The organism is Tepidiphilus baoligensis (genome assembly GCF_012911495.1).
Taxonomy (GTDB): Bacteria; Pseudomonadota; Gammaproteobacteria; order Burkholderiales; family Rhodocyclaceae; genus Tepidiphilus; species Tepidiphilus olei.
Window position 1 is genome coordinate 24,702 of the sequence record NZ_JAAAUB010000013.1, and the last position, 14,553, is coordinate 39,254.

Annotated in this window: 16 protein-coding genes and 2 pseudogenes; 7 read left to right on the forward strand and 11 right to left on the reverse strand. The window is 65.9% G+C overall.

Translation table 11 applies throughout. The features are described from left to right. Positions 1-7: 7 nt before the first annotated feature. From GV368_RS08780 to GV368_RS08795, 4 genes are all read right to left on the reverse strand, one after another. Complete coding sequence (locus GV368_RS08780) at positions 8-1,123, reverse strand: S1C family serine protease (RefSeq protein WP_169116264.1); 1,116 nt, start codon at positions 1,121-1,123, stop codon at positions 8-10. Positions 1,124-1,242: 119 nt separating this feature from the next. Next, positions 1,243-1,749 carry an Hsp20/alpha crystallin family protein gene (locus GV368_RS08785; protein WP_055424354.1) on the reverse strand — a complete coding sequence of 169 codons (507 nt, stop codon included), beginning with the start codon at positions 1,747-1,749 and terminating at the stop codon, positions 1,243-1,245. 82 nt (positions 1,750-1,831) lie between these two features. After that, positions 1,832-2,227 (reverse strand): Hsp20/alpha crystallin family protein, encoded by a 396-nt coding sequence (locus GV368_RS08790; protein WP_169116265.1) that lies wholly within the window; start codon positions 2,225-2,227, stop codon positions 1,832-1,834. Between the two features lie 20 nt (positions 2,228-2,247). Beyond that, entirely contained in the window at positions 2,248-2,688 is a 441-nt protein-coding gene (locus tag GV368_RS08795) for an Hsp20/alpha crystallin family protein (protein ID WP_169116266.1), read from the reverse strand. A 338-nt stretch (positions 2,689-3,026) separates the two neighbouring features. Between GV368_RS08795 and GV368_RS08800 the strand changes: the two genes are divergently transcribed. The 4 genes and pseudogenes from GV368_RS08800 (at position 3,027) to GV368_RS08815 (ending at position 7,103) form a co-directional block, all read left to right on the forward strand. Beyond that, on the forward strand, positions 3,027-3,986 hold the full coding sequence (locus GV368_RS08800; RefSeq protein WP_169116267.1) for a DnaJ C-terminal domain-containing protein: 960 nt from the start codon (positions 3,027-3,029) through the stop codon (positions 3,984-3,986). Positions 3,987-3,998: 12 nt separating this feature from the next. Continuing rightward, complete coding sequence (locus GV368_RS08805; RefSeq protein WP_142803614.1) at positions 3,999-4,325, forward strand: chaperone modulator CbpM; 327 nt, start codon at positions 3,999-4,001, stop codon at positions 4,323-4,325. An 11-nt stretch (positions 4,326-4,336) separates the two neighbouring features. Continuing rightward, positions 4,337-6,154 (forward strand): annotated as a pseudogene (ftsH, locus tag GV368_RS08810) (ATP-dependent zinc metalloprotease FtsH); the annotation flags it as partial. A 139-nt stretch (positions 6,155-6,293) separates the two neighbouring features. Continuing rightward, entirely contained in the window at positions 6,294-7,103 is an 810-nt protein-coding gene (locus GV368_RS08815) for a helical backbone metal receptor (protein WP_169116269.1), read from the forward strand. A 37-nt stretch (positions 7,104-7,140) separates the two neighbouring features. Here GV368_RS08815 and GV368_RS08820 read toward each other — a convergent pair whose 3' ends face one another. The 7 genes and pseudogenes from GV368_RS08820 to radC all read right to left on the reverse strand — a co-directional run bounded on the left by GV368_RS08820 (position 7,141) and on the right by radC (position 12,243). After that, positions 7,141-8,052 carry a porin gene (locus tag GV368_RS08820; protein WP_169116292.1) on the reverse strand — a complete coding sequence of 304 codons (912 nt, stop codon included), beginning with the start codon at positions 8,050-8,052 and terminating at the stop codon, positions 7,141-7,143. Between the two features lie 56 nt (positions 8,053-8,108). Continuing rightward, positions 8,109-8,345: pseudogene (locus GV368_RS11795) on the reverse strand (hypothetical protein); the annotation flags it as partial. 17 nt (positions 8,346-8,362) lie between these two features. Further along, on the reverse strand, positions 8,363-8,623 hold the full coding sequence (locus GV368_RS08830; RefSeq protein ID WP_169116270.1) for a FeoC-like transcriptional regulator: 261 nt from the start codon (positions 8,621-8,623) through the stop codon (positions 8,363-8,365). Continuing rightward, positions 8,620-10,929: a Fe(2+) transporter permease subunit FeoB gene (gene feoB / locus GV368_RS08835; protein ID WP_169116271.1), complete on the reverse strand. Its 2,310-nt coding sequence runs from the start codon at positions 10,927-10,929 to the stop codon at positions 8,620-8,622. Before feoB ends, GV368_RS08830 begins: the two co-directional genes overlap by 4 nt. After that, entirely contained in the window at positions 10,926-11,156 is a 231-nt protein-coding gene (locus GV368_RS08840; RefSeq protein ID WP_142804224.1) for a FeoA family protein, read from the reverse strand. Before GV368_RS08840 ends, feoB begins: the two co-directional genes overlap by 4 nt. After that, the gene (locus GV368_RS08845; RefSeq protein WP_142803606.1) at positions 11,143-11,421 is read right to left on the reverse strand and encodes a FeoA family protein; all 279 of its coding nucleotides are present in this window, start codon (positions 11,419-11,421) and stop codon (positions 11,143-11,145) included. Before GV368_RS08845 ends, GV368_RS08840 begins: the two co-directional genes overlap by 14 nt. Positions 11,422-11,568: 147 nt before the next feature. Next, positions 11,569-12,243 (reverse strand): RadC family protein, encoded by a 675-nt coding sequence (radC, locus tag GV368_RS08850; RefSeq protein ID WP_169116272.1) that lies wholly within the window; start codon positions 12,241-12,243, stop codon positions 11,569-11,571. A 79-nt stretch (positions 12,244-12,322) separates the two neighbouring features. Here radC and coaBC point away from each other — a divergent pair, with 79 nt between their 5' ends. Genes coaBC through GV368_RS08865 form a run of 3 tightly spaced genes read left to right on the forward strand, consistent with a single transcriptional unit; the run spans position 12,323 to position 14,522 of the window. Then, a complete protein-coding gene (coaBC, locus tag GV368_RS08855; protein WP_169116273.1) occupies positions 12,323-13,564 on the forward strand; it encodes a bifunctional phosphopantothenoylcysteine decarboxylase/phosphopantothenate--cysteine ligase CoaBC in 1,242 nt (413 codons plus the stop codon). Then, positions 13,561-14,037, forward strand: a complete 477-nt coding sequence (dut, locus tag GV368_RS08860; protein ID WP_169116274.1) for a dUTP diphosphatase — start codon at positions 13,561-13,563, stop codon at positions 14,035-14,037. Before coaBC ends, dut begins: the two co-directional genes overlap by 4 nt. Before the next feature lie 5 nt (positions 14,038-14,042). Further along, positions 14,043-14,522: an NUDIX domain-containing protein gene (locus GV368_RS08865; protein ID WP_169116293.1), complete on the forward strand. Its 480-nt coding sequence runs from the start codon at positions 14,043-14,045 to the stop codon at positions 14,520-14,522. Positions 14,523-14,553 lie beyond the last annotated feature (31 nt).

Consider the following 14,553-nt stretch of genomic DNA (forward strand, 5'->3'; position numbering starts at 1 on the left):
AGAGGAATCAGGAGGCAGCGGCATCCAGCGTGACGGCAACTCGGCGCCGTTCGGTACCGCGCAGCACTTCCAGCGTCACGCTATCGCCAGGCTGGTAGCGTTCGAGCACGTCGAGTAAGGTGTCGAGATCGGGTGTGGGGATGCCGTCGATGGCCACGATCAGGTCGCCGACGACGACACTGCCCTCGGTGACCGGAACGAAGGGTTTGAGCCCTGCGCGCGCCGCCGGCCCATCGGGGTCGACGCGCAAGATGGCGACGCCGGGCGGCAAACCCAGGGCCTTGTTGAAGGCCGCAGAGGCGGCGGCGATGCCGAGCACGGGGCGGCGGATGCGTCCCTCGCGGATGAGGCGCGGCACGATGCGGTTGACCTCGTCGACGGGGATGGCGAAACCGATGCCGGCAGAAGCGCCGCTGGGGCTGTAGATGGCGGTATTGACGCCGATGAGCCGACCGGCGCTATCGAGAAGCGGCCCGCCGGAGTTGCCAGGATTGATGGCCGCATCGGTCTGGATCACGCCGCGGATGGTGCGGCCGGTGACGGATTCGATCTCCCGATTGAGGGCGCTCACCACGCCGGTGGTAAGGCTCTGGTCCAGCCCGAAGGGGTTGCCGATCGCCAGCACTTTCTGCCCCACTTTGAGCCCCTTGCTCTCGCCGATGGGGATGGGGCGCAGGCGTTCGGGCGGGGCGTCGATGCGCAGCACCGCGAGGTCGCGGTCGGGATAGACACCGACGAGCTTGGCGCGCCAGGTGCTCTGGTCGGCCAGGGTGACGCGGGCCGCGTCCGCTCCCTGGATGACGTGGAAATTGGTGACGACATGCCCGGCTTCGTCCCAGACGAAGCCGCTGCCGGTCCCCTGGGGGATTTCGAGCACGTTGAGGGTGAAGAGGTTGAGCGCTTGGCGGGCGGTGGTGATATGGACCACCGAGGGCGAGGTGAGGGCGAAGATCTCGACGGTATTGCGCTCGTCGGCGGTGAGCTCGCCGCGCGGGGCGATGGCGCGCGGCTGGGCCGGGGTCGTTCCGGCGGTCTTCGCGAGCAGCGTGCCCAGCGAGGCGGCGAGCACGATGAAAAGGATGAAAAGGAGCGAGAGCAGCGTGAAGCGATGGGCGGAGCGCATGCGGCGGATTCCAGACGGTGCGAAGCGCTCATTGTACGGGAAAGGGCGAAGGCAGGGGGGATGGGGCGGGCAAAAACGGCGGCCACGCAGGCCGCCGTCGGACAGGGATGAAGAGAAGGTCAACCTTGAACGGCGATGCGCCGGGTTTTTGCGGTCTCGGCCTTGGGCAGCGTGATTTTGAGCACGCCGTCGCGATATTCCGCCTTGGCCTCTTCGGCCTTGACCGGCACGGGGAGCGCGATGGCGCGCTGGAAGCGGCCGTAGGCGCATTGCATGAGACGGTATTGCCCCTGTTTTTCCTCGCGCTCGAGGCGTTTCTCACCGCGAATCACGAGCTGGCCGTCGAGCACCTCGACTTCGAGATCCTCTCGGTCGAGCCCGGGGATCTCGACGCGGACTTCGAGCGCCTCGTCGGTCTCGTAGATGTCGGCGCCGAGCACCGCCCAGCGCACGCCTCCAGCCGGCGCCGGCAGATTGGGCGAAGCGCTTTTTTCGTCGTTGCGTTCGCGGGGCTGGAAGCGGGTGAGCGCGCCGGCGGCCCGTTCCCACAGCTGTCGCCAGCCCTCCATCAGATGCTCCCAGCTCTGGCCGAGGCCGGATTTCCATTGCTCCAGTACCGAACTCATACTTCGTCCTCCTCTGCGTCAGACGAAGGCCGCCCGGCGATGGGCGGCCAAAAAGGTCATTTCCGTACCGGAAATGAAGGAATCAGCCAGCCTGCACCGTGATGCGCTTGGGTTGAGTCTGCTGATGTTTCGGAATGCGCAGCTCGAGTACCCCTTGATCGAGTTTGGCCTGGATCGCTGCGGTGTCGAGGTCGCGCGACAGGGTGAAGCTGCGGGCATAGCGCGGGGCGCGGATCTCGGCGTAGATCGGCTCCATGCCTTCGCTCACGGGAAGCGACACGTTGCCTTCGATGGTAAGGGTGTCGCCCTCCACCTTGATCTCCAGCGAATCGCGGCTCACACCGGGCAGGTCGGCCCACAGGGTGATGCCGGTTTGATCTTCGATGATGTCGACGCGCGGCACCGCGGTCGGGACGCGCTGGGCTTCCTGGGCGGTGACGTTGGTGCCGGGGCGGGTGGTGACGTTGGTTTCAGCCATGGTCGTTCCTCCTTTCGCGATCATTTGATTTCGATGCGGCGCGGTTGCAGATGGGCTTTGCGCGCGATGCGCAGCCGCAGCACGCCGTCGCGGTAGGTTGCTTCGACCTTGTCCGGATCGAGATCCTCGGACAGGCTGATCGTGCGCTTGAATCGTCCGGCGAAGCGCTCATTGGCATAGACCGTCACTTGGTCGTTTTCCGGGATCGACGAGGGACGCTCGCCGGCGATCGTCAGCACGCCTTGCTCGAGCGTGACCTCGAGCTTCGCCGGATCCACGCCGGGTACGAAGGCATAGACTTCGACCGCTTCCGGCGTGCGGCCGACGTTGATGGCTGGATAAACGACATCGAGCGCCGTTTCACGAATGGCCGCCGGCCAGCCGCTCCACAGGCGGTCGAGTTCGCGTTGCAGCCGGTCGAACTCCTCGAACAGGTTGGTGGGAAAGAGTGTCGTGACCATCGTGCTGCCTCCTCGAAACGGATGGGACGAAAGGAATCGTCTGGAAAACGCCTGTATCACGCTCATTGATATAGGGTGTCTCGGCGAGAATTTCAAGGGACACCGCGAACAACCGCAGCGCGGCTGCAGGGGTCGCACTCCGATGCCCGGATGCCTGCCTATTGATTCGATCGGCCTCATCTCCCGCGCTGCAGCCGTTTTCCTGCGTTCGATCGCGACGGTCAATCGCAGTATCCTTGTAATTTGCCGCACCGACACCAATAATGTGAAAGCCCGGGCGGGATGGTCAAGCCGTGCCGCCCGGATCGCGCTCATCGGCTGTTTGGAGGCGGTACGGAATGAAGTTTCGCGACTACTACGAGATTCTCGGCGTGCCGCGCACGGCCACGGCGGAGGAAATCAAGAAGGCGTGGCGCAAGCTCGCGCGCAAGTACCATCCGGACGTGAGCAAGGAGCCCGACGCGGCCGAGCGCATGAAGGAGGTCAACGAGGCCTACGAGGTGCTCTCCGATCCGGAGAAACGCGCCGCGTACGATCGGCTGGGAGAGCATTGGCGTCAGGGCGAGGACTTCTCGCCGCCGCCGGGCTGGGATGCCGGCTTCGAATTCCGTGGGGCGCCGGGCGGCGGCCCTTTCGAAGGAACGGATTTCTCCGAGTTTTTCGAGTCGCTCTTCGGGCGCATGCACCGTGGCACGGGCGGGCCGCGCCAGCGTCGTACTGGTGGCTTTGCCTTGCGCGGCGAAGACCACCACGCCAAGATCCTCATCGATCTCGAAGACAGCCTGCATGGCGCTACTCGTTCCGTGACCCTGCGTGTGCCCGAGCTCGATGCGTCCGGCCACGTGGTGCTGCGTGAGCGCACCCTCAACGTGCGCATTCCCAAGGGCATCCGGGCGGGGCAGAAAATCCGGCTCGCCGGGCAGGGCGGTCCTGGAATGAACGGCGGTCCGCCGGGCGACCTCTACCTGGAAGTGGAATTCCGCCCTCATCCGCTCTATCGCGTCGAGGACAAGGATCTCTACCTGACGGTGCCGGTGGCGCCGTGGGAAGCGGTGCTCGGTGCCAAAATCCAGATTCCCACGCCGGAAGGACCGGTGACGCTCACCATTCCGCCGGATTCGCAGCACGGCCGCAAGCTGCGGCTGCGGGGCAAGGGGCTGCCGAGCGACCCTCCGGGCGATCTCTACGCGGTGCTCGAAGTGGTGTTGCCGCCTTCGAGCGATCCAAAGGTGCGGGAACATTTCACGGCGATGGCGCGCGAGGTGCGGTTCGATCCGCGCGCGCGTTGGGGCCGGTGAGGAGGAGCAGGGATGAACGCGGCGATCGTGGTGTCGTGCGAATGGTTGGGCGGCGAGCGCTGGCTCACGCTCGAGGAGCTCGCGGTGGCGGCAGGGGCCTCCCCTTCCTTCGTGCGCGCGCTGTGGGAAGAAGGCTTGATCGAGGCCGGTCTGATCGAAGCGGGGGCGCCACGATTCGAAGGAATGGCCCTGGAGCGGGTGCGCCGCATGCGCCGTCTGATGCGTGATTTCGAGGCCAGTTTCACCGCGGCGGCGATGATGATGGAGCTCATCGACGAAATCGCCCGCTTGCGGCGCATGCTCGATCGCGCCGGCATCTCCTGGCGCGATGAACCCTGAAGGGGAATGCCATGAACGAAGAGCAATTGCGCAAATGGAATGTGGGCTATTGGTTGATCGCCATCGCCCTGCTGCTCTTTCTGCAGAGCCAGTGGCAGGCAGCCAACGTCGTGGAGACGGTGTCTTACACCGAATTCGAGCAGGCGCTCGCGGAAGGTCGCGTGTCCGAGGTGATCATCGGCGATCGGGTGATCACCGGCCGCCTCAAATCGCCCGAAGGCCGGAAAGTGGCCATCGCCACGGCGAGGGTCGAGCCGGATCTGGCCGAGCGCCTGGATCGCTACGAAGTTCCCTATACTAGAGTCATAGAAAACACGTTTTTCCGTGATCTCCTCTCTTGGGTGGTCCCGGTACTCGTCTTCTTCGCCCTGTGGTACTACGTGTTTCGCCGGGTGATCGAGAAACAGGGCATGGGCGGATTCATGTCGATCGGCAAGAGTCGCGCCAAGGTCTTCGTCGAGCAGGACACCGGCGTCACTTTCGATGACGTGGCGGGCGTCGATGAAGCCAAAGCCGAGCTCAAGGAGGTGGTGGAGTTCCTCAAAGATCCGGCACGCTACGGCCGGCTCGGGGCGCGCATGCCCAAAGGCGTGCTGCTCGTGGGGCCGCCGGGAACCGGCAAGACGTTGCTCGCCAAGGCGGTGGCCGGCGAAGCGAAAGTGCCTTTTTTCTCCATCACCGGCTCGGAATTCGTCGAGATGTTCGTCGGCGTGGGCGCGGCGCGCGTGCGAGACTTGTTCGAACAAGCGCGCAAACATGCTCCTTGCATCATATTTATCGATGAGATCGACGCCCTCGGCCGCGCGCGTGGGGCCTTCCCGGGTTTCGGCGGGCATGACGAGAAGGAGCAGACCCTCAACCAGCTGCTCGCCGAGATGGACGGTTTCGATTCCTCTTCGGGCATCGTGGTGCTGGCGGCCACCAACCGACCGGAGATCCTCGATCCGGCGCTGCTGCGGCCCGGGCGGTTCGACCGGCAGGTGTTGGTCGATCGGCCCGACAAGAACGGGCGCTTGCAGATCCTCGAGGTGCACGTCAAGAAAATCCGCCTCGCGCCCGAGGTCGACCTCGAGCAAATCGCTGCCATGACGACCGGTTTCAGCGGGGCGGATCTGGCCAACCTCGTCAATGAAGCGGCCATCGTGGCCACGCGTCGGGGCGCCGATGCCGTGACCCTGGCCGATTTCACCGCCGCTTTCGAACGCATCGTCGCCGGCCTGGAGAAGAAAAACCGGGTGCTGAGCGAGCGTGAGCGTCGGGTGGTGGCCTATCACGAGATCGGACATGCCTTGGTGGCGCGGGCGTTGCCGGGCACCGACCCGGTGCACAAAATCTCCATCGTGCCGCGCGGCATCGGTGCGCTCGGTTATACGCTACAGCGCCCCTCCGAGGACCGCTATCTCATGACCCGCGAGGAGTTGCGCCACAAGATCATGGTGCTGCTCGGCGGGCGCGCCGCCGAGGTGCTCGTCTTCGGCCATCTGTCCACCGGCGCGGCGGACGATCTCATGCGGGCGACCCAGATCGCGCGCGACATGGTGACGCGCTACGGCATGGACGACGAACTGGGTTTCGTGGTGTTCGAGCAGAGCCGTCCGCGTTTCCTCGATACGCAGGCCCCCGCGCCGGGCGAAACCTTGGGGGTATCGGAAGCGCTGCACGAGCGCATCGATGCGGCAGTGCGGCGCATCGTGATGGAAGCCTTCGAATGCACGCTCGCCGTGCTCCGGGAGAACCGCGACCAGCTCGAGGCGGCGGCCCGGGAGCTGCTCGCCAAGGAAACCCTGGAGGAAGAGGACGTCGCGCGCTTGCTCTCCAACTTGCGCCGTCCCCCCTGCGTCGGGGAGATCGATGGGGATGAACCCGCTGTGGCAGCGGCAAACCCCGCGCCCGGGACCGCGGCGGCGGGTGAGCATCCGGCGGAGCAGGGATCAGCTGCCGGTACACCCTCGGCGGGAGCTCCGCGAGATGGCTGAGCCGCTGTGGTACGACGCGCTGGGCGTGCCGCACCGCCGGGCCCGGGGTACGCCGCGCATCGTCTCGCTGGTGCCCTCACTCACCGAGACGCTCTTTGCTTTCAGCCTGGGCGAATCGGTGGTGGGGCGCACCGGTTTTTGCATCCATCCCGCCGAGGTGCGGGACCTGCCCAAAGTGGGAGGAACCAAGGACGTGCGCCTCGAGCGCCTCTTCGCGCTCGAGCCGACACACGTCATTGCCAACGTCGATGAGAACCGGCGGGAACAGGTCGAGGCGATCGCCGCGGCCGGCGTCGAGGTGATCGTCACCCATCCCTGCCGGCTCGAAGACAACGTCGCGCTCTTTCGTCTGCTCGGCGGGGTGTTCGATCGCGAGGAGGCGGCGGACTATGCCGTGCAAGCCTTCGAATCCGTGCTGGAACTCGCGCGCACGATCGCTGCCTCCTTGCCGCAGGAGCGCGTGCTCTATCCCATCTGGCGCGAGCCGTGGATGACGGTGGCCCGCAGCACCTGGATCTCCGCCATGCTGGAGGCCGTTGGTTGGCAGACCTGGCCCGTGATCGAGGAACCCCGTTATCCCGTGATCGACGAAACCGCCGTTCGCCAGGCGGGCATCGCGCGCGTGTTGCTGCCCTCCGAACCCTATCGCTTCACCCGGGATCACGCCGAAGAGATTCCCCGTTTGCTCGGAGCGGAGGTGCCGGTGACGCTCGTCGATGGCGAAATGGTGTCGTGGTACGGCACCCGCGCCATCTCGGGCCTGTGCTACCTTGCCGCGGTGCGCCAGGATTTGGCGGAATGACCGCTAGTCGCGGGGGTTTCCCCGCGGTCGGTCCAGTTCAGAATTGGTGGTTCAGCCCGAGATAGAAGAGGTTGGTGTCGCCCACCTTGCTGTCGCCGGCGTGACCGTTGTCGTCCTGGCCGAGGGCGGTCGCCTGATTCCAGTGCAGATCGTCGTGATCGATCCAGGTATAGGCGGCATAGACGGTGGTTCGCTTGGAGAGCGGATGGAGATAGGCCACGCCCAGGGATTTGGGTTTGACGCTGCCGCCATCGCCCATGATGGCGTTGCCTCCGTCGAGCTTGGTCTGACCATAGGCGAGGTTGAGCGTGTCTTCGCCCACCACGGGGATGATGAGGCCGATCTGCCAGAGATGGACATCGAAGCCGCTGACGCCGAGCACGTCGCGGCCCTGCTGCCAGGAGCCGGCAAGGGTGGCAAAGCCGAAGTCGTAGGTTGCGCCAAGCAGCCATTCTTTCTGGGTTTCGTTTTCCCCGGCAGGGTTTTTATTCCAGACGCCGTCATATTGTGCTTTGTATTTGACCGCATGATAGATGGCCCCGACTTTGAGTGGGCCATTTTCATAATATAGACCTAAGCCGTACTTGTCGTCGTCGGTGCGCGAGATGCCGTGCGCCTGGTTCGTCTCGAGGTTGCCGGCCGAGTAGATGGCGCTCACCCCGAGGGTCTCGAATTCGCCGGTGTAACCGATGGCATTGTTCCAGCGTGCCAAATCTTCAGAGACGATGGTGAGGTTGGCCAGTTCAGCGAGCCGCTTCTGCGGGCTTACCGCCATATCGGGCAGTGCGTCGTAGAGCTCAGACAAATGACCCGGTGCGTGTTGACGCCCCAGGGCGATCTGACCAAAGGCGCCCTTAAGTCCGACATAGGCTTGCTGCGTGAAGAGATCGCTGCCGGAGTTGGCGTTGCTGTCGGTTTCGTTGATGCAGCAGGATTTGCCGACATCGATGTCGAACCTTGTTCAAGCACGAAGACAGCCTCGAGGCCAGCGCCAAGCGCCTCTTCGCCGCGCAAACCCAGGAAACTATCGCCGATGCCTCCTCCGTCGATTCCGGCTGTTTTGTTACCCATCTCTTTGCCGTATTGGAAGGAGGCATCAACCGAGCCGTAAAGTTGAATCCCGGACTGGGCGAGCGCGGGCAGGCAGAAGAGGCTGGTGAGCGAGAGGGCAAGCGTTTTTTTGAGCATCTTTTCATCCTTGAGCGAAAAAATAGTTCCTGTTATGCAAAATTTGCATGACATTATTATAAACAAAAAGATTAGCGCAAGGGGGCTACGGATTCAGGATGGGCGTCGGTCGTTTCGACCCATTCGTAGATCTGCAAGTGCTTCGGGTCGCAGGCGCAGCAGCTCTTGCCGCAGGACGAGCCGGCGGGAAGACGGCGTATGCGGCCCTTGCGCTCGAGCGTGGCAAGCATGGCCTCGACCGCTTCGGGCGCGGCTTGAAGGGCCGTGGCCAGATCGTCGAGGCTGGCACGGTGGTGCAGGCGCAGGGTATCAGTGAGGCGGGAGAGGATCATGCGGAACCCTCCTGACGGACGGTCTTGGCGCCTCCGGCTGCCGCCGGGAAGGCGCTTCCCCGGCGCATGAGCAGGAAGACGAGGACGAAGAACGCGGCGATGCCCGCGATCCACGCGGCGGAGGCGAGCGGCGCTCGGGGCAGGCGGGCCAGCTGGTAAAAAATCGTTGCCGCGGCCCAAGCGATAGCGGTCGTCCAGGCGACGACGAAGAGCGTCCAGCGTCGGCCGGATTCGTGGTAGATGGCGGCGGTCGCGGCGGTACAAGGGGTATAGAGCAGGATGAAGAGCAGGTAGGCAAACGCTCCGACCGCGCCGTCGAATCGTTCGGCCATGGCACCGAAGGCGGCCTGTGAGACTTCCTCGCGTTCTTCCTCGGCCTTGTGCAGTCCCAGGGGGTCGGCCCAGGAGCCGAGCGCCTCGGCGAGGTTCTGCGGAATGGTGGCAAACGCCGCCGCGATCGCCTCGCGTAGCGAGAAGGGGGTTTCTTCTTCCGTGTCAGTGTTCTCGGTGGCAAGTGCCGTATAGGTGGCGTTCAGGGTACCGATCACGGCTTCCTTGGCGAGCACGCCGGTGAAGATGCCCACCGTGGCGGGCCAGTTGTCTTCGGTCAGCCCCATGGGGGCGAACACGGGGGAGAGGGTGCGGCCGACGGCGGCGAGCACGGATTTGTCGCTGTGCTCGTTGCCGTAGCTGCCGTCGGTGCCGATCGCGTTGAGGAAGTTGATGACCACGACCATGGGAACGATGAGCCGTCCAGCACGGACGATGAACCCTTTGAGACGGTCCCAGGTGTGCAGCAGCACCCCGCGGGCGGTGGGGAGGTGGTAGGGGGGCAATTCCATGATGAAGGGCGTGGCCTCACCCTTGAGCAGGGTGTTTTTGAGCATGAGCCCGGTGAGCACGGCCACGGCGATGCCGATGAGGTAGAGGGCGAAGATGACGTTCTCGCCGCCCGTGGGAAAGAATGCGGCGGCGAAGAGCGCATAGACGGGCAACCGTGCGCCGCAGGACATGAGGGGAGCCATGGCGATCGTCATGAGGCGGTCGCGGCGATGCTCCAGCGTGCGCGTGGCCATGATGGCCGGCACGTTGCAGCCGAAACCGACGATGAGCGGCACGAAACTCTTGCCCGGCAGCCCCACCCAGCGCATGAATCGATCCATGACGAAGGCGGCGCGTGCCATATAACCGGAATCTTCGAGCACGGAGAGGAAAAGGTAGAGAAAACCGATCACGGGGATGAAAGTGGCTACCGTTTGTATGCCGGCGCCCACTCCATGGGCGAGCAGTCCGGTGAGCCATTCGGGAGCGCCGATCGCCGTGAGGACTTCGTCGAAGGCATCGACGAAGATCGCCTCGGCCAATTTGTCGAAGAAGTCGATGAAAGCCCCGCCCACGCGGATCGTGAAGAGGAACATCAGGTACATGGCCGCGAGGAAGATGGGGATGCCCAAGGCGCGGTTGAGCACGATTCGGTCGATCCGCTCGGTGAGGTCGGCAGGGGCTTGGCCGGCGAGGTGCACGGCGTGGCGCACGATGTCGTTGGCGAGGCTGTAGCGGGCGTCCGCCACGAGAATGTCGAGTTCTCCGCCGAAACGCTCGGCGATCGCCTGCGCGCGTTGCGCGAGGGATTCATCGACGCTCGCGCGTGCGAGCGCGTCCCCCTCGAGCAGCCGGACTGCGAGCCAGCGCGGTGACCAACCCTTTTGCGCGGCAGCCGGCTCGACTTCGGGCACGAGTTCGGCGAGCGCCGCTTCCACCGCCTCGCCATAGGGCACGACGCGCGGTTGCGGCGGGGCGGCTACCGCATGGTCGATCGCCTGTTTGAGCGCGTCGAGGCCGCGTTTCTCGCTGGCGACGATCGGCACCACCGGGCAGCCGAGCCGCTCGGCGAGCGCCGCCACGTCGATCTTCATGCCTTTTTTCTCGGCAACGTCGACCATGTTGAGCGCGACGAGGAGCGGCACCTGCATCTCCGCCAGTTGCAGCGTGAGGTAGAGGTTGCGCTCGAGGTTGGCGGCGTCGACCACGTTCACCACGAGGTCGGCCTGGCGGGAGAGGACGTAGTCGCGGGCGATGCGTTCGTCGAGCGAGACGTCTTCGCCCACGACGTCGAGCGAATAGGTACCGGGCAGATCGACGACTTCGACCCGCGCCCGATCGAAACGGTACTCGCCGGTCTTCTTCTCCACGGTAACGCCGGGCCAGTTGCCCACGCGCTGTTTGGCGCCGGTGAGCGCATTGAAGAGCGTGGTCTTGCCGCAGTTGGGGTTGCCGACGAGCGCGATGGTGTAGGCGTCGTTCATGGGAGCTTTTCTACCTCGACCGCGGCGGCCTCGCTCTTGCGCAGCGACAGGGAAAATCCGCGGGTACGGATCTCGAGCGGGTCGCCCAGGGGGGCGATGCGGGTGACGACGAGCTCGGCGCCGGGCGTGAGACCCATCGCCAGGAGCTTGCGCCGATAGGATTCGCCGCCGGGCGCATAGCCGGTGACGCGGGCGCGCTCGCCCACGGCGAGGTCACGCAGCAGCATGGGCATCGCGCGCTACCTCGGAATATTCCTGGACCAGGATCTTGTGGGCCATGCCGCCGCCGAGCGCGAAGCGCGTCTCGCCGCGTTTGACGACGAATTTTCCTCCTTCGCGCTGCTGCAGCACGATTTCGCAGCCGACGTTCAAACCGAGCTCGGTCAGACGGCGCGTGAGTTCGGTGCCGCCGTGGAGCGCGGCGATCCGCAGGCGGCTGCCGAGCGGGGCCACGGGCAAGGGGAAGGCTTTGGGAGCGGACTCGGGAACCATGGCAAGACTCCGGATGGCGATGGGCGAAGGCAATCGCTTGGATAGGTCTGATTGATTATAGTTCTCATTTACTCACGAGACAAGGGCTTTGCCGTAAATTTTGCAGCTTTCTTTTTGGCGCGGTGGACTCGTCGCTTCGCCCCGGGTTCAGAGCATGCCGAGTTGCGCGAGCGAGACGACGTTTCCCGCCGTGACGATGAAATGGTCGAGCAGGCGCACATCGACCAGCGCCAGCGCCTCGCGCAGCGTGCGGGTAAGTGCGGCATCGGCGCGGCTCGGCTCGGCGGCGCCGCTGGGGTGGTTGTGCGCGACGATGACGGCGCTTGCGTTGGCGTGGAGCGCCAGCTTGACGAGTTCGCGCGGGTGGACGGCCGTCTGGTCGACGGTGCCGCGAAAGAGTTCGTGGGCGGCGAGCAGGCGGTGGCGGTTGTCGAGCAGCAGGGCGTAAAAGACTTCGTGCTCCAGCCCGGCGAGCCGCAGGCGCAGCCAATCCTTGACGCTCTCGGGATCGGAGAGAAGGTCGGCTTCGCGGGCGGTTTCGGCCAGCGCCCGGCGGGCGAGCTCGAAGGCGGCCTGGAGCTGCGCGTATTTGGCCAGGCCCACGCCATGCACGGCGGCGAAGGCTTTGGGCTGGGCGGAGACGAGCGCGCGCACGCCACCGAAGTGTGTGAGTAGGTCGCGCGCGAGATCGACGGCGCTCTTGCCTCGCACGCCGACCCGGAGGAAAATCGCCAGGAGCTCGGCGTCCGAGAGGGCTGAGGCGCCGCGTTCGAGCAGTTTCTCGCGAGGGCGTTCCTGTTCTGGCCAGTCGGTGATGGGCATGGGGCGCCTGCGCAGCGAACGAGACGAGATGCATTTTCCATGAAGTGCGCCCCGGGCGCAACGGGGAAGAGGAGAGAAGATGGAGCGCAATGAAAGCGGGGCGCCGCCCTTTCTGTTCGGTCGGCGGATCGTGCTGGGCGTGACGGGGGGGGTGGCGGCCTACAAGGCGGCCGAACTCGTGCGTCGGCTCGTTCAGGCGGGAGCGCAGGTCGATGTGGTGCTCACGCCGGGCGGGGCGCATTTCGTCACGCCCACCACCTTCCAGGCGCTTTCGGGGCGGCCGGTGTGGTGCGATCCGTGGGACGAGCGGCGCGCCAACGCCATGGCGCACATCGATCTCACCCGGGGGGCGGATCTGCTGCTGGTGGCGCCGTGCACGGCCGATGCCATGGCGCGCTTCGCCCAGGGGCAGGCCGACGATCTGCTGGCGACGCTCGCGCTGGCGCGCGCCTGCCCGATGGCCGTGGCGCCGGCGATGAACCGTCAGATGTGGCTGCATCCGGCCACGCAGCGCAACCGGGCGCAGCTCGTCGCCGACGGCGTGCTCTTCTGGGGACCGGCCGAGGGCGAGCAGGCCTGCGGCGAGATCGGTCCGGGGCGCATGATCGAGCCCGACGAGATCGTGGCGCGACTGGAAGCGTTTTTCGCGCCGAAGTGGTTTAGCGGTCATGCGGTGCTGGTCACCGCTGGGCCGACCTATGAGCCGCTCGACCCGGTGCGCGTGCTCACCAATCTCAGTTCCGGCAAGATGGGCTATGCGCTGGCGCAGGCGTTCGCGCAGGCCGGCGCCGCGGTGACGCTCGTCTCCGGCCCCGTGAGCCTGCCCACGCCCTTGGGCGTGACGCGGGTGGACGTGACCACCGCCGAGCAGATGCGCGCGGCGGTGCTGGAGCGCGTGAGCGGGCACCGTATCTTCGCGTCGGTGGCGGCGGTGGCCGACTATCGACCGGCGCGCGTCTCGCCGCAGAAGATCAAGAAGGGGGCGGAACGGCTCACGCTGGAGCTGGTACGTAACCCAGACATCCTCGCCGAGGTGGCGGCGCTGCCCGAGCCGCCTTGGTGCATCGGGTTTGCCGCCGAGAGCGAGAATCTGGACGAATACGCCGAGCGCAAGCGCCGGGAGAAAGGGCTGCAGCTGGTGGTCGGCAACCTGGTGCAGGAGGCGATGGGGCGCGACGAGAACACCGTCGTGCTCTACGACGAGAACGGCCGCATCCCCTTGCCGACCGCGGACAAGGCCCAGGTCGCCTGGGGCATCGTGCGGCACGTGGCGCGGCGCCTTGGTTTGATCGATACGGCCGTGGAGCGGGGGGAGCTATGAGTGGTCAGCCGCAGGGCAAGGACGAAGTCACGGTGCAGGTGCGCTTCCTCGACGAACGCATCAAGGCCCGTCCGCCGCAATATGCCACGCCGGGGGCCGCGGGGATGGATCTGCGCGCGGCAATCGCCGCTCCGTTCGAGCTGGAGCCCGGGGCGACGGCCCTCGTGCCCACGGGTATCGCGCTGCATCTGGCCGACCCGGGCCTCGCGGCCCTGATCCTGCCGCGCTCGGGGCTGGGGCACAAGCACGGCATCGTGCTGGGCAACCTCGTCGGGCTCATCGATTCGGACTATCAGGGCGAGATCCTCGTGTCGCTGTGGAACCGCGGTGAAGAGGCGTTCGTCGTCGAGCCGCTCGCGCGCATCGCCCAGCTGGTGATCGTGCCGGTGGTCCATGCCCGCCTCGTCGCGGTGGAGTCGTTCGACCCGAGCGAACGCGGGGCGGGTGGATTCGGCAGCACGGGGCACGCTTGAGCGCGATGCCGGTACGCTTCGCCATCCCCACCGCGGTGCAGGTGCGCCTCTTCGACGAGCAGGGCCGGGTGCTCTTCCTGCGCCGCGCCGGCACGGGGTTTTTCGACGGATTCTGGAGCCTGCCGGGCGGGCACGTCGAGAACGGCGAGAGCCTGCGCCAGGCCGCGGTGCGCGAGCTCGCCGAGGAGCTCGGCATCAAGGTGGGCGCGCAGGCGCTCACGCCGGTGGCGGTGGTGCATCGCGCATCCGACACCAACCGCATCGAGTTCCTCTTTGATGCATTCCAATGGCAAGGGGAGGTGCACATCGCCGAGCCGCACCGCTGCGACGGATTGCGCTGGGACGATCCGGCCCGGCCGCCGGAGCCATTCGCGCCCTACCTCTCGGCGATCTGGCCCCGCTTGGGGCGGCAATGGTTGTTCGAGGTCGGGTGGGGCGAGGAATCCGCCGATGCGATGGCGCGTGCTGGCGCCGCGCCGCGTTAGCCCGTAAAATGGCGCCTTTGCGCCGCCATCG

Excerpts from the sequence above, each read along its gene's own strand:
- feoB (WP_169116271.1), bottom strand. The coding sequence starts at position 10,929 with ATGAACGACGCCTACACCATCGCGCTCGTCGGCAACCCCAACTGCGGC.
- GV368_RS08795 (WP_169116266.1), bottom strand. The coding sequence starts at position 2,688 with ATGGTCACGACACTCTTTCCCACCAACCTGTTCGAGGAGTTCGACCGG.
- GV368_RS08785 (WP_055424354.1), bottom strand. The coding sequence starts at position 1,749 with ATGAGTTCGGTACTGGAGCAATGGAAATCCGGCCTCGGCCAGAGCTGG.
- GV368_RS08815 (WP_169116269.1), top strand. The coding sequence starts at position 6,294 with ATGGCTGAGCCGCTGTGGTACGACGCGCTGGGCGTGCCGCACCGCCGG.
- GV368_RS08790 (WP_169116265.1), bottom strand. The coding sequence starts at position 2,227 with ATGGCTGAAACCAACGTCACCACCCGCCCCGGCACCAACGTCACCGCC.
- GV368_RS08865 (WP_169116293.1), top strand. The coding sequence starts at position 14,043 with ATGCCGGTACGCTTCGCCATCCCCACCGCGGTGCAGGTGCGCCTCTTC.
- GV368_RS08805 (WP_142803614.1), top strand. The coding sequence starts at position 3,999 with ATGAACGCGGCGATCGTGGTGTCGTGCGAATGGTTGGGCGGCGAGCGC.
- GV368_RS08830 (WP_169116270.1), bottom strand. The coding sequence starts at position 8,623 with ATGATCCTCTCCCGCCTCACTGATACCCTGCGCCTGCACCACCGTGCC.
- dut (WP_169116274.1), top strand. The coding sequence starts at position 13,561 with ATGAGTGGTCAGCCGCAGGGCAAGGACGAAGTCACGGTGCAGGTGCGC.
- GV368_RS08800 (WP_169116267.1), top strand. The coding sequence starts at position 3,027 with ATGAAGTTTCGCGACTACTACGAGATTCTCGGCGTGCCGCGCACGGCC.
- GV368_RS08840 (WP_142804224.1), bottom strand. The coding sequence starts at position 11,156 with ATGCTGCTGCGTGACCTCGCCGTGGGCGAGCGCGCCCGCGTCACCGGC.
- coaBC (WP_169116273.1), top strand. The coding sequence starts at position 12,323 with ATGGAGCGCAATGAAAGCGGGGCGCCGCCCTTTCTGTTCGGTCGGCGG.
- GV368_RS08845 (WP_142803606.1), bottom strand. The coding sequence starts at position 11,421 with ATGGTTCCCGAGTCCGCTCCCAAAGCCTTCCCCTTGCCCGTGGCCCCG.
- GV368_RS08780 (WP_169116264.1), bottom strand. The coding sequence starts at position 1,123 with ATGCGCTCCGCCCATCGCTTCACGCTGCTCTCGCTCCTTTTCATCCTT.
- radC (WP_169116272.1), bottom strand. The coding sequence starts at position 12,243 with ATGCCCATCACCGACTGGCCAGAACAGGAACGCCCTCGCGAGAAACTG.